Below are 13,079 nucleotides of genomic sequence, written 5' to 3' on the forward strand. Positions count from 1 at the left end.
CGCGGCCTCAGCCGCGCCGTCGCACCTGATGTTCGCGCATCAGTGTGCTCTTGCCAAACAGGCTCTGCACCAGATCGACGGCCAACAGTGCGGTGCGGTTGCGCACATCCAACGCGGGGTTGAGCTCGACGATGTCCAGGCTGCCCAGTCGCCCGGTGTCGGCGACCATCTCCATGCACAGCTGCGCTTCGCGGTAGGTGGGGCCGCCGGGTACGGTGGTGCCCACACCGGGGGCGATTTCGGGGTCCAGAAAGTCCACATCGAAGCTGACGTGTAGGTGTGTGTCAGCGTCCAGCCCCGCCAGCGCCTGCTCCATCGTGTGGCGCATGCCCATCTCGTCGATGTAGCGCATGTCGTACACCTCCAGGCCCTGCTCGTGCACGAAGCGTTTCTCACCGGGGTCGACGCTGCGGATACCAATCTGGCGCACCTGATCCGGACGCAGCGCGGGGGCCGCCCCCGCTAGCTCCACCAGCGCCTGCGGCCCGAAGCCGCACAGGCACGCCACCGGCATGCCGTGCAGGTTGCCGCTGGGCGTCAGTGCAGAGGTGTTGAAGTCCGCATGCGCATCCAGCCACAGCACGCGCAGCTTTTTGCCCACGGCGCGGCAGTGGCGCACCACCGCGCTGATCGAACCCACGGCCAGGCAGTGGTCGCCGCCGAGCAGGATCGGCAGGAGACCGCGCGCCAGTTCCGCGTACACGGCGTCGTGCACGGCGCGGTTCCAGGCCACCACCTGATCCAGGTGGCGGTAGCCGTCGACCGCGGGCAGCCAGGGGTTGGGCGGGCCGCTGAGGTTGCCGCGGTCCTCTACCCGCAGGCCTAGGGATTGCAGCGCCGCCTGCAGGCCAGCGACGCGCAGCGCCTCGGGGCCCATGGAGGCGCCGCGGGCGCCAGCGCCGATGTCGGTGGGTGCGCCCACGAGGGCGACCGGGTTGGGGCTGGCGGCAGAGGTCAAGGCGGGTCAACCAGTCGGGCATGAACGTCAGCACGCATTATCACGGAAGGCTGGGCCCACCTAGGGTACCGACCCTGCGGGCGGTGCCCGCCAGCCCTTGCGCGGGGCGGGACCGGCCTAGAATCGCCACCATGCAGATCGGCGCCCATCAGTTGCCCGTCCAGCTGCAGCGCGCGCTCGCGCCATTGTATGGGGTGTACGGGGATGAGACCCTGCTGGTGCAGGAGGCCGCCGACGCCATCCGCGCGGCGGCGCGGGCGGCTGGCTACACCGAACGCACCGTTTTTACCGTGACGGGCGCGCACACCGACTGGAGCGCCATGGTGGCGGCGGGCGGCGCGATGAGCCTGTTTGCCGACAAACGGTTGATCGAGGTGCGCATCCCCTCGGGCAAGCCGGGCCAGGATGGGGCCCAAGCGCTGCAGCGGTTGGCGCAGGCCGCCGCCACCTCCACCGATACCGTGACGCTGGTGCTGCTGCCGCGGCTGGACAGCGCGGCGCTCAAGAGCGCGTGGTTTGAGGCGCTGCAGACCCACGGCGTGGTGGTGCGGGTGGATGACGTAGAGCGCGCACAGTTGCCGGGTTGGATTGCGCAGCGCTTGCGCCAGCAGGGGCAACACGTAGCGGCGGGCGAGGAGGGCCAGCGCACGCTCGTTTTCATGGCCGACCAGGTGGAGGGCAATCTGCTGGCGGCACACCAGGAAATCGTCAAGCTGGGCCTGCTCTACCCCGCGGGAGAGCTGACGTTCGAGCAGGTGCGCACCGCCGTGCTGGACGTGGCGCGTTATGATCCATTCCGGTTGCCCGAGGCGGTGCTGGACGGGGCCATGGCGCGCGTGCAGCGGATGCTGGAGGGACTGCAGGCGGAAGGGGTGGCGCCGGTGCCGGTGCACTGGGCGTTGGCCGAAGAGCTGCGCACCCTGCACCGCTGCCGACAGCGCCTGGACGCCGGCCAGCCGTTGCCCTTGGTGTTGCGCGAACAACGCGTCTGGGGCGCGCGCGAGAAACGCTACGAGCGCGTGCTACCGCGGTTGCGCCGCACGCTGACTGCACGCTGGCTGACGCAGGCACAGACGGTGGACGGCATCGTCAAAGGGCTGATCGTGCCCGGCTGGCCAGCCGACCCTTGGGCGGCGTTGCAGCGGTTGGCGCTGACGGTGGCCGCTGGGTGTGGCGCCTTGCGTTGAAAAGTCGGGGGGCGTGTTTCTGTTAGCATCCCGCAGATGTTTCGGCCCTTCGCTTTTGTCATCGCCGCGTTGCTGAGCTTGGCCGCTCAGGCGACTCCCCCCGCGCCGGGCGTACCGGCTGCCGCGGTGTCGAGCCCGCTGGTGGCGCTGCAGGCCGCTTCTGCCGGGTCCGGCGATTCGTCGGAGCAGCCTGTGCCGCACGCATGGACGGCACCCGCAGCGCCGGCGGGACTGCCGGGGGCATCGATGTCTGCCATGGATGGCGTGATGGGTCAGCTGCACGCGGTGGGAGCGGAAACAGGACAGGTGGCCAGTCAGCTCATGACCACCGCCTTCGGCCTGATCGGTGTGCCTTACCGCATGGGGGGCAACAGCGCCGAAACCGGGTTCGACTGCAGTGGATTCGTTCGCTACGTATACGCCCACACGCTGGGGCTGGTGCTGCCGCGCCGGGCCCATGAACAGGCCAAGGCAACGATACCGATTGCGCGGGAAGAGCTGCAGCCCGGTGATCTGGTTTTTTTCAATACCATGCGGCGCGCGTTCAGTCACGTGGGTGTGTACCTCGGCGACGGCAAATTCGTGCACGCGCCGCGCAAGGGTGACAGCGTCAAAATCAGCGACATAAACGAGCGCTATTGGGCGCAGCGCTTCAACGGGGCGCGTCGCGTCGAGGCGACACGGCTGCCTTGATCAGCGCCGATGAGCCGGCGCGGCGCCGCGCTCAGTGCCGCAGCAGCCGTTCGATATCGCGTTGCAGCGAGCGGCTGTCGGGTGCCGTCATGCTGCTGTAGGCCAGCACGGTGCGCCCATCGCGGCTGATCAGGTACTTGTAGAAGTTCCACTTCGGCGTTGTGCCGGTGCGTTCGGCCAGCTGCCGAAACAGTGCATTGGCCTGGGGGCCACGCACGTGCGACTTGGCGAACATCGGAAACTGCACGCCAAAGGTGTTTTCGCAAAACTCGGCGATTTGCTGGTTGCTGCCCGGCTCTTGCTGGCCGAAATCGTTGGAGGGAAAGCCCAGCACGACCAAGCCGCGGTCGCGGTAGCGCCGGTACAGCTCCTCCAGACCCTTGTACTGCTGGGTAAAGCCACAGTAACTGGCGGTGTTGACCACCAGCACCACCCGGCCCGCATACTGGCACAGGTCCTGCGGTTGTTCGTCCTGCAGGCGGTCGAAGCGGTGTTGCAGGATGGCGGGACAGGCTGCGGGCGCCGATGGCGTGGAGGCGGTAGCGGGCACTGGAGCTGGGGCGGGCATGGATGGACTGGCCAGTAACAGCAAGACGGCGGCGCACAGGGTGCGCGGGATCGGATATCGCATGCGGGTGACTCTCCCCATGAAGGCACCGCAGGCGACAGACCTGCCGGGTACGCTAGGCGCAGCGGTGCAACCCTTGATCGTAGAGGGGTGAGGCCGTCGCGGCCGCGCTGGCCGTTTATTCCCTGCGTCCAAGCGGGGATTGCAGCCAGCGCAACCCAGCACGGCCCGTGTGGCGCCGCGCCAGGCGAGGAATCCGGTGCATGCCCTGGTGGTGCCCAATTTCCGGTGGGCCGTGGGCGCACCGTCTCGGGCCCGAGCTGAGCTCGCCGATGGTCGATCGACCGCGCGCGGCGGCGTCCTGCTCAAAGGGTAGGCGGGCTTGGGGCTGTGGCGTCGTGTTTCGATCCCACGTGGGGGCCGCCCAGGACGTGCTGCCACAGCGCCAGCACCGCCGCCCGCTCGGCGCTGACGTCGGTCGGATCGAGCTGGGTGCTGGCTTCGTCGAGCCGGGCGCGGTGTTGCAGCGCGCGCAGCCGCCGGTAGGCGTCGGCGGCGGCACGACCCATGCCCGGGGGCAACAGCCCGGCGCTTTCGGCCCGCTGCAGCAGCGCGATGTTGCCCGCGTTGTCGCGCAGCGGCGGATGCTGGGCGCTGTGCGCCAGCACCAGGTACTGCACGGCGAACTCGACATCGATCATGCCGCCGGGGCTATGCTTGAGGTCGAAGCGGTCGGCCCGCACCGGGTGCGCGTCGCGCAGGCGCTGGCGCATGGCGCGGATCTCGGTGGCCAGGGCGGCGCGATCACGGGGCGCGGTGATGACAGCCTCGCGCACGGCGTCGAAGCGTGCCCGCAGGGCATCGTCGCCCACCACGCAGCGCGCCCGTGTCATGGCTTGATGTTCCCAGGTCCAGGCGGTGTTGCTGCCGCGGTTTTGCTGGTAGTCGGCATACGCCCGAAAACTCGTCACCAGCAGGCCCGAGTTGCCGTTGGGCCGCAGCGCGGTGTCGATTTCGTACAGGTCGCCGGCGCCAGTTTTGACGGTCAGCCAGTTAATGAGCTTGCGCACGAAAGCGGCGTACATCTCCGGGGCGCGCTCGTCGTCGTCGTCGTAGACGAACACCAAGTCGAGGTCGCTACCGTAGCCCAGCTCTTTGCCCCCCAGCTTGCCATAGCCGATGATGGCGTGTTGCGGCTCATCGCGGTGGCGGTTTTTTAGGCGCTGCCAGCACCACAGCCCAGTGATGTGCAGCACCGCGTCGGCCAGCGCACTCAAGTCGTCAGCCACTTGCTCCACGGTCAGCAGCCCTTCGACGTCGCGCGCCAGCGTGCGAAAGACTTCCGCGTGGTGGGCGCGGCGCAGCAGGTCCAGCAGCGCCTCCTCGTCGTCTTCGCCGGTCTTGTGCAGTGCCCAGCGGCGGGCCTCCAGATCGGCCAAAAAGGCGGCGCGGTCGAAGCGTTCTTCGTACAGCTGGCGGCTGGCCAGCTCGTCGATGACGCCGGGGTGGCGCATCAGGTAGCGCGCGGGCCAGCGCGCTGCGCCCAGCACACGCAGCAGCCGTTCGTGGACGGCGGGGCGTTCCTGCAGCAACGCCAGATAGCTCTCGCGCCGCAGCAAGGGTTCGATCCAGTCGGCCAGACGAACGGCGGCGGTTTCGCTGACCCGGCCGTCCTCGATCCAGGCGCCGGTGCGCTCCACCAGTCGGGCTAGGCGCACGCGGGCTTCTTCGCGTAGCGCCAGCACCCGCGGGTGATTGCACCACGCCGCGACGCGCTGCGCAAATCCCGGTGGCAGTGTGTTTAGCAGGGCCTGCAGGTCGTCGGTGCCGCCGCGGCCGTGGCCGTTGCAGCCCTTGCCTTGGCAGCCGTGGCCGCCGTCGCCGCCCAGCAAGGTGTCGAACTCCTGCGCCACCACCTCGCGGTGGGCATCCAGCGTGCGCAGGAAGGCCGCTGTGTCGGCAAACCCCATGGTGGCGGCGATCCAGGCCAGATCGTCATCGCGCGTGGGCAACACGTGGGTCTGCTGGTCGTCCAGATACTGGATGCGGTGTTCCACCCGGCGTAAAAACACATAGGCTTCGGCCAGCTGCTGCGCCTTGTCGGCCGGCATCAGGCCGGCCTGCGCCACACGCTGCAGCGCCTGCAGCGTCGGGCGGGTGCGCAGCTCGGGAAACTGCCCGCCGCGTACCACCTGCAACAGCTGCACGATAAATTCGATTTCGCGGATGCCGCCGCGCGAGAGCTTGACGTCGTGCGCGCGCTCCGGATGGCCCGCGGCGCGGCGCGCAGCGTGCTCACGGATTTGGCGGTGGAGCCGGCGCAGCGCGTCAAACACTGCATAGTCCAGATAGCGGCGGAATACGAACGGCAGCACCACCGGGCGCAGCCACGCGCCATTGCTGTGGCGGTGTGCGTTTTCCGCGGGGGCTACTACACGGCTTTTCAGCCATGCAAAGCGCTCCCATTCCCGGCCCTGCACTTGAAAATAGTCTTCCAGCGCGCCCAGCGACACCGCCGGCGGCCCGGAGTTGCCGTTGGGGCGCAGCGCCAGGTCGATACGAAACACTTGGCCGTGCTCGGTGACGTCGCTCAGCAGGGTCTGGATGCGCTTGACGACCTTGGCGAAGTACTCGTGGTTGCTGATGCGGTTGCGCCCCTCGGCGTTGCCTGCCGTCTCGGCATCCCCCTCGTAGACATAGATCAAATCGATGTCGCTGGAGACATTGAGTTCGCGCGCTCCCAGCTTGCCCATGCCGACGATCCACCACGCGCAGCGCCGCTGGGCATCGGCCGATGGTGCCGGTGGACCGGGCGGTGGGGTGTCCGGTGCGCGCGGCGGGCCGTGCAGCGCGTCGAGCTCGGAGCAGGCCAGGCGGGCAGCGATATCCAGCGCCATCTCAGCCAGCGCGGTGACGGTGCGCGTCACCGTCTGCAGCGGCGCCTGCTGTTCGCAATCCAGCACCGCCAGGCGCTCCAGCGTCAGATGGCGCAGCACCCGCAGCGCCGCCCCGGGGCAGTGGCCGCGCGCGCACAGCGCCTGCCACGTGTGCTGCAAATCCTGTGGCGTGGGTACACCCGGGGGCAGGAGCGCCAATTCATCCGCGTAGCGCCGACGGACGCGTTGCACGAACCGGCTGTGGGCGGCGCTGGCTGAACCAACGGGGACGCTCGACATCATAATTTCGTGTGATTCCAACCGTGCCTCCCTCCTGGCCATCGTGGCGGCTGCGGCTGCTGGCGCAGCTGTCGCGGCTGGTATTCGGGCTGGCGATCCTGTTCTGGGTGGGGTTGCTGGTGGGCTGGGGCGCCCTGCAATGGTGGATTGTGCCGCGGGCGGATGCGTGGCGACCGGCGCTGCAGGCCGTGGCCACACGTGCGCTGGGGGTGCCGGTCAGCATCGGCCGCATCGAGGCCCGTGCCGACTGGGCGACGGTGGCGTTGACCCTGCACGACGTGCGGCTGCTGGATCCGGAAGGACGCACCGCGCTGCAGCTGCCGCGCGTCGGCGCGGATGTGTCTGTCCGTTCGCTGTGGCAACTGGGCTTGGACCGGCTGACCATCGAGGCACCCGAGATGGAAGTGCGGCGCCTGGGCGATGGCCGACTGCGCGTGGCCGGGCTCGACCTGAATAGCGCACCGCAGGCCGACAGCGCCGTGGCCGACTGGTTTTTCGACCAGCGCGAGTTCGTGTTGCGCGGTGGCCGGCTGCACTGGATCGACGAGACGCGCCCGCAGGCCCCCGTGCTGACGCTGGAGGCGGTGGAGCTGCTGGTGCGCAATCCGGGGCTGCGCCACGAATGGCGGCTTGATGCCACTCTGCCGCCACACTGGGGCGAGCGCATCAGCGTGCGCGGGCGTTTCACACGGCCATTCTGGCAGACCCACCCGGGGCGTTGGCGCGACTGGAGCGGTGAACTGTTCTTGCAGGCGCCGTGGCTGGACATGGCCGAGTTGGGGCGCTATGTGGATGTGGCCAGCGCGTGGGGGGTGCGGGCCGTGCAGGCCCAAGGCGCGCTGCGGCTGTGGGCTCAGGTGCAGCGGGGCGCGCTGCCGGCGCTGACCGCCGACCTGCATTGGCGCAATGTGAGGCTGGACTGGATCGCGGCGGCGCAGGCGCCAGAGCCCTTGGCGCTGTCGCGCATCGAGGGGCGGCTGGTGTGGCAGCGCAAGGGCGACACGTCCACGCTGGGCAGCGACGATCTGGTGCTGGAGGTGGCCGAGGGCGCACGCTGGCTGGGCGGCCGCTGGCGGCTCGATGCCACCAGCGGCCCCGATGGCCACTGGCGGGCCTGGGCGCTGAGTGCCGATCGGCTGGATCTGGGTGCGCTGCAACGCCTGGCCCGCGGGTTGCCTTTGGGGCACCAGGTCAATGCCTGGGCACGCGAAACCCAGCCCGTGGGCGAGTTAGAGGGCGTTGAGCTGCGTTGGACGGCGGCGCAGGCGGGGCAGCCCGAGCGCTGGTCGGCGCGCGGCCGGGTGCGCGATTTGGGGCTGCGCGCGGGCGAGGCGACGCCGCCGACGCCAGACGGGTCATCGGCGCCGGGACGTCCGGGTCTGCAGGGGGTCGACGCCGAATTCGCCTTCGACGAACGCGGCGGGCGGGCCACGGTGATGCTGCGCCATGGCGCGCTGGTCTTTCCCGGTGTGTTTGAGGAACCCCGTTTGGTATTCGATGAGCTGCAGGCCGACGTGCGCTGGCGTGTCAATGCCAACACCATCGAGGTCGAGCTGCCGCGCCTGCGCTTTGCCAATGCCGATGCCGCCGGCAGCGGGCGCGCGCGCTGGCGCACGGCCGACCCCGCTGCCAGCCGCGCCCGCGACCGCTGGCCGGGTGTGCTCGATCTGGAGCTGCAGCTGACGCGCGCCAATGCAGCCCGTGTCGCACGCTACTTGCCGCTGACCGTCAACGCCGACGCGCGGCGCTACGTGCAGGCCGCGGTGCGCTCGGGCCGGGCCAGCGAGGTGCGTTTTCGTGTCAACGGCGACCTATGGGACTTTCCCTTTGCCTCCGCGGCCGAGGGCGCGTTCGAAGTGCGGGCACGTCTGCACGACGTGGCATTGGACTATGCGCCGGCGCACGTGCTGCCCGCCGACGGCGTGCCGTGGCCGGCGCTGGAGCGGGTCAACGCCGAGCTGCTCATCGACCGGCACCGGCTGGAGATCCGCCAGGCCGACGGTCAGGTGAGCGGGCAGCCGACGCTGCGCGCGCTGCAGGTGCACGCCGTCATCGACGACTACATGGCAGACGCCCCGCAGTTGCGCGTGCAGGGCACGGTGCGCGGGCCGGGGGAGGAGGCGCTACGCTTCGTGCGGCGCTCGCCGTTGAGCGTGCTGACCGCTGGTGCCCTGGACCGTGCCCAGGCCAGCGGCACGCTGGAGGTGGGCTTGGAGTTGCGCATTCCGCTGGACGATGCCCACAGCGCCAGGGTGCGGGGGCAGGTGCGCTTTGCGGGCAACGATGTGCAGGTTCAACCGGACACTCCCCTGTTGCAGGGGGTGCGCGGCAGCCTGGACTTCACCGAGACCGGTTTTGAGATGCGTGGCGCCAGCGCCCGCGTGCTGGGCGGCGAGCTGCGTTTTGGCGGCGGCATGACGCGGCGCGATGGGGCAGCGCTGGTGCGCTTTCAAGGGCAGGGTCAGGTCACGGCCGAGGGGTTGGCGGCCAGTCCCGACTGGCCCTGGGCGCGTTGGCTGGGCCGGCAGGCCAGTGGCAGTGCCCGCTACACGCTGCAGCTGGGGTTTGGCCCACAGGGGACCGAGCTGCGGCTGGACAGCGACTTGCGCGGCTTGGCGTTGTCGTTGCCGGCACCGCTGGCCAAGCCCGCCGACAGCGCCTGGCCGCTGCAGGTTGAGATCGAGCCGCTGCCAGCACCCTCCGCGGGCACGACACGCGACCGCTTGCGCCTAGCGCTGGACACCGGAGCGCCCATCGGGCCGCTGCGCGCCGAGTACGAGCGCCAGCACGCCGGGACGCAGACGAACGTGCTGCGTGGCCGCCTGGCGCTGGGCACGGAAGGGCCCGACTGGCCCGCGACGGGGGTAGCGGCGGCGTTGCGGCTGTCCGAGCTGGACATGGACGCCTGGGCGCAACGCATCGCCGATCCGCCCGGTGGTGCACCAGCCGCTGCAACCGCCCCGACCGTGTGGCTGGGCGCCACCGGTGGCGGCTACTGGCCGACGCAGTTGGGTTTGAGCGCGCAGCGCGTGGTCTGGGAGGGGCGCCGCTTCGACGGCGTCAGTCTGGGAGGGACGCGCGACGGCGCCTCGTGGCGCCTGTCGCTGGCGGCGCGCCAGTTTGACGGCTATGTCGAATACCGTGGCGGGGCACAAGAGCGGCTGCTGGCGCGCCTGGCCTACCTGCAAATTCCGCCCAGCGCCCAGGCCGAGCTGGAGCGCCTGGCCAGTCAGCCGCGCTCGATGCCGGCGCTGGACGTGGTGGTGGAGTCTTTCGAACTGGGGGATCGACCGCTGGGCCGGCTGGAGATCACGGCCAGCAACCGTGAGGCCCGTCAGGGAGCGGAGACGGTACGTGAGTGGCGGCTGCAGGCCCTGCGCCTGACGGTACCAGAGGCGCGGCTGAGCGCCGCAGGCAACTGGGCTCCGGCCACCAGCCTCACCGCGCCGGGGCAGGCTGCGGCGGCGCGGCGCACCGCGCTGCAGCTGCGGCTCGACATCGACGACGCCGGTGCGCTGCTGCAGCGCTTCGGGTATGCGGGCGTGGTGCGCGGCGGGCGCGGGCGGCTGGAGGGTGCGCTTGGCTGGCTGGGCTCGCCGCTGGCGCTGCACACCCCGACGCTGTCCGGGGAGCTGACCCTCGACGTGCAGCGCGGCCAGTTTCTGAAGGCCGACCCGGGTATCGCCAAGCTGCTGGGCGTGTTGAGCCTGCAATCGCTGCCGCGCCGCTTGACGTTGGATTTTCGCGACGTGTTTAGCGAGGGATTTGCGTTCGACCTCCTGCGCGGCGATGTCCGCATCGTGCGCGGGGTGGCCTCCACCCGCAACCTGCAGATGCGCGGCGTGGCGGCCGCGGTGCTGATCGAAGGCAGCGCCGACCTGGTGCGCGAGACGCAGGATCTGACCGCCGTGGTGATTCCGGAGCTCAACGCCGGTACCGCCTCGCTGCTGGCCGCTGCCGTCAATCCGGTGACCGGGCTGGGTACCCTGATCGCCCAATGGCTGCTGCGCGAGCCGCTGCAGGCCGCCGCCACCCAGACCTTTCGCATCAGCGGTCCTTGGGTCGACCCTCAGGTCGAGCGCATAGCGCGTACGATAGAGCCCAGCGCTGCAAGCGGCGCAGAGGACCGACAGGAGCGTACCCCATGAAAGTCGCCGCCATCCAAATGGTGTCCGGCATCAGTCTGGAGCACAACCTGACCCAGGCGTATGCGTTGCTGGATCAGGCGCGCCATGCTGGCGCCGAGCTGGCCGTGCTGCCAGAGTACTTTTGCTGCATGGGCGCACGCGACGCCGACAAGCTGCTCATCGCCGAGGCACCGGGTCAGGGCAAGGTGCAAGACTTTCTGTCCGACACGGCGCGCGAGTTGCGGCTGTGGATCGTGGGTGGCACGGTACCGCTGGCCACCGACGATTCGGCCCGTGCGGCCAACGCCTCCCTGGTGTATGACCCGGCGGGACGGTGCGTGGCGCGCTACGACAAGATCCACCTGTTTCGCTTTCACGACGGGCAGCAGGACTACGACGAAGCGGCCGTGCTCAAGGCTGGCCATGAGCCGGTGGCGTTTACCCTCACCGACCGCCACGGGCGCGCCTGGCGGGTGGGTATGAGTGTGTGCTACGACCTGCGCTTTCCCGAGCTGTATCGCCGCCTGCAGGCCGACGTGTTGCTGGTGCCGGCAGCATTTACCCATGTGACCGGACAGGCGCACTGGGAGGTGCTGCTGCGCGCGCGCGCCATCGAAAACCAAGCCTACGTGATCGCGGCGGCCCAGGGAGGGACGCACGAAAATGGCCGCCGCACCTGGGGGCAGAGCATGGTGGTTGACCCGTGGGGTGTGGTACTGGCGCAGCAGGCCACGGGGCCGGGGGTCGTGCTGGCCGAACTCGACGCCGCCCACCTGGCCCAGGTACGCCAGCGCTTGCCGGCCTTGCAGCACCGGCGGCTGTAAGCGATACGGGTGCGGTCACGGCTGCCGCGGTGTATTGGCCTTCGAAGCCGCGCCCGGCGCCGACTCTGCGGAGTCGGGCGGCGCCACAGCGTCGCCGGAGCCGACATCCGGGGGTTCGCCGCGTTTGCGACCGGCGAACATGGTCCACCAAACGATGAACATGAACAGCAGCAGCGCGCCCAGCGCTTCCAGCAGCAGCAAGGTCATGCGAAACAGACTTCCGGTTTGGGGTGAGATCGGACGGCCAACCCGGCGCCGCGCTGTGGTGTGGCTGGCGCTGGCGCTAGGTGGTTGCGGCAGTGTGCCACCGGCCGCACCACCCATGGCGCCGCCGGCCGTCGTGATGGAGCCGTCGCCGGGGGCTACGGTTCCCCTACCGCCACTGCCGGCGCAGGAGTCGGCGCCGTTGCCCGTGGACGACGGCGGGCGGCCTGCCGTGCTGAGCGCCGAGCACCCGGCCTGGCAGCGTGCCGACGCCGCTCCCCTGCCAGCTCCGCTGCGCCGTGCCGCCGCCCAGTGGCAGCCCGTGCGCTGGAGTGACTTGCCCGGTTGGGGGCGCGATGCGCTGCATGAGGCGTGGAATGCATGGCTGCGCAGCTGCGAGCGGCCGGCACCGCCATGGGCGCAGCTGTGCGCGGACGTGCGCCGCCTGACGCTGGCCGATGAGGCCGAGCGACACGCCTGGATGATGCAGAGCCTGCAACCCTATCGGGTACTGGCGCCCGACGGTGCCAATCGGCCCGCGCTGCTGACCGGCTACTACGAGCCGCTGCTGACGGCCAGCCGCGTGCGCCAAGGGCCGTTCCAGGTGCCGCTGTATGCACCGCCGCCCCAATTGGCCCAGGCGCGCGGGGGGCCGTGGTACACCCGCCAGCAAATCGACAGCGACCCGGAAGTGCAGGCGCTGCTGCAAGGGGGCGTGCTCGCCTGGCTGGCCGATCCGCTGGATGCGCTGCTGCTGCAGATCCAGGGTTCGGGGCGGCTGCGCATTCTCGAGCCCGACGGGCGCCAATCGCTGGTGCGGCTGGCGTTTGCCGCGCACAACGGCCACCCCTACCAGAGCGTGGGCCGCTGGTTGCTGCAGCGCGGCGAGATTCGAGACGGCACCTGGGAGGCGATTCGGGCGTGGGCCGCCGCCAACCCCGAACGGGTGCCACAGCTGCTGTGGGTCAACCCGCGTGTGGTATTTTTCCGGGAGGAGGTGCTGACCGTGCTGGATGCGCAGTTTGGCCCGCGCGGCGCGCAGGGGGTGGCGCTGACGCCAGGGCGCTCGGTGGCGGTGGACCGCGACGCCATCCCCTACGGCACACCCTTGTGGCTGGTCTCCGAAGGGACTGCGGCGCGCCTGCAGCGCCTGGTGCTGGCGCAGGACACGGGGGCGGCCATCGTCGGCGCGGTGCGCGCCGACTTCTTCACCGGCTGGGGCGAGGCGGCCTACACGCTGGCTGCCGGGCTGAAGCAGCCGCTGCAACTGTGGGCATTGTGGCCGCGAGAGGCCGCGCTGCCGGCCCGCTAGGGATGCGCCATGGGCCGCGCCAGCACGCCG

At 70.2% G+C, this 13,079-nt stretch carries 9 protein-coding genes; 5 read left to right on the plus strand and 4 right to left on the minus strand.

Annotated elements, in window-relative coordinates:
- Positions 1-7 precede the first annotated feature (7 nt).
- Positions 8-958: an arginase gene (gene rocF / locus V7Z54_RS06950; RefSeq protein ID WP_334135395.1), complete on the minus strand. Its 951-nt coding sequence runs from the start codon at positions 956-958 to the stop codon at positions 8-10.
- Between the two features lie 131 nt (positions 959-1,089).
- Between rocF and holA the strand changes: the two genes are divergently transcribed.
- Complete coding sequence (gene holA, locus V7Z54_RS06955; RefSeq protein WP_334135396.1) at positions 1,090-2,145, plus strand: DNA polymerase III subunit delta; 1,056 nt, start codon at positions 1,090-1,092, stop codon at positions 2,143-2,145.
- Positions 2,146-2,181: 36 nt separating this feature from the next.
- Entirely contained in the window at positions 2,182-2,838 is a 657-nt protein-coding gene (locus V7Z54_RS06960; protein ID WP_334135398.1) for a C40 family peptidase, read from the plus strand.
- A 31-nt stretch (positions 2,839-2,869) separates the two neighbouring features.
- Here V7Z54_RS06960 and V7Z54_RS06965 read toward each other — a convergent pair whose 3' ends face one another.
- Entirely contained in the window at positions 2,870-3,406 is a 537-nt protein-coding gene (locus V7Z54_RS06965) for a glutathione peroxidase (RefSeq protein ID WP_334135399.1), read from the minus strand.
- A gap of 365 nt (positions 3,407-3,771) precedes the next feature.
- Positions 3,772-6,582 (minus strand): bifunctional [glutamate--ammonia ligase]-adenylyl-L-tyrosine phosphorylase/[glutamate--ammonia-ligase] adenylyltransferase, encoded by a 2,811-nt coding sequence (gene glnE, locus V7Z54_RS06970; protein ID WP_334135408.1) that lies wholly within the window; start codon positions 6,580-6,582, stop codon positions 3,772-3,774.
- A gap of 23 nt (positions 6,583-6,605) precedes the next feature.
- On the opposite strand from glnE, the gene V7Z54_RS06975 reads away from it, so the two are divergent.
- Positions 6,606-10,730: a YhdP family protein gene (locus V7Z54_RS06975; RefSeq protein ID WP_334135401.1), complete on the plus strand. Its 4,125-nt coding sequence runs from the start codon at positions 6,606-6,608 to the stop codon at positions 10,728-10,730.
- Positions 10,727-11,533 (plus strand): carbon-nitrogen hydrolase family protein, encoded by an 807-nt coding sequence (locus V7Z54_RS06980; RefSeq protein ID WP_334135402.1) that lies wholly within the window; start codon positions 10,727-10,729, stop codon positions 11,531-11,533. The genes V7Z54_RS06975 and V7Z54_RS06980 overlap by 4 nt, the downstream gene beginning before the upstream one ends.
- Before the next feature lie 15 nt (positions 11,534-11,548).
- Here V7Z54_RS06980 and V7Z54_RS06985 read toward each other — a convergent pair whose 3' ends face one another.
- Complete coding sequence (locus V7Z54_RS06985; protein ID WP_334135404.1) at positions 11,549-11,740, minus strand: hypothetical protein; 192 nt, start codon at positions 11,738-11,740, stop codon at positions 11,549-11,551.
- Here V7Z54_RS06985 and mltA point away from each other — a divergent pair.
- A complete protein-coding gene (gene mltA, locus V7Z54_RS06990) occupies positions 11,739-13,049 on the plus strand; it encodes a murein transglycosylase A (RefSeq protein ID WP_334135406.1) in 1,311 nt (436 codons plus the stop codon). The genes V7Z54_RS06985 and mltA overlap by 2 nt on opposite strands.
- Positions 13,050-13,079 lie beyond the last annotated feature (30 nt).

The organism is Tepidimonas sp., assembly GCF_036824975.1.
Classification (GTDB): Bacteria; Pseudomonadota; Gammaproteobacteria; order Burkholderiales; family Burkholderiaceae_C; genus Tepidimonas.

What these genes read in the sequence shown, in the direction of transcription:
- glnE (WP_334135408.1), bottom strand. Translation starts at nt 6,582, where the DNA reads ATGTCGAGCGTCCCCGTTGGTTCAGCCAGCGCCGCCCACAGCCGGTTC.
- V7Z54_RS06960 (WP_334135398.1), top strand. Translation starts at nt 2,182, where the DNA reads ATGTTTCGGCCCTTCGCTTTTGTCATCGCCGCGTTGCTGAGCTTGGCC.
- holA (WP_334135396.1), top strand. Translation starts at nt 1,090, where the DNA reads ATGCAGATCGGCGCCCATCAGTTGCCCGTCCAGCTGCAGCGCGCGCTC.
- V7Z54_RS06980 (WP_334135402.1), top strand. Translation starts at nt 10,727, where the DNA reads ATGAAAGTCGCCGCCATCCAAATGGTGTCCGGCATCAGTCTGGAGCAC.
- V7Z54_RS06965 (WP_334135399.1), bottom strand. Translation starts at nt 3,406, where the DNA reads ATGCCCGCCCCAGCTCCAGTGCCCGCTACCGCCTCCACGCCATCGGCG.
- mltA (WP_334135406.1), top strand. Translation starts at nt 11,739, where the DNA reads ATGCGAAACAGACTTCCGGTTTGGGGTGAGATCGGACGGCCAACCCGG.
- V7Z54_RS06985 (WP_334135404.1), bottom strand. Translation starts at nt 11,740, where the DNA reads ATGACCTTGCTGCTGCTGGAAGCGCTGGGCGCGCTGCTGCTGTTCATG.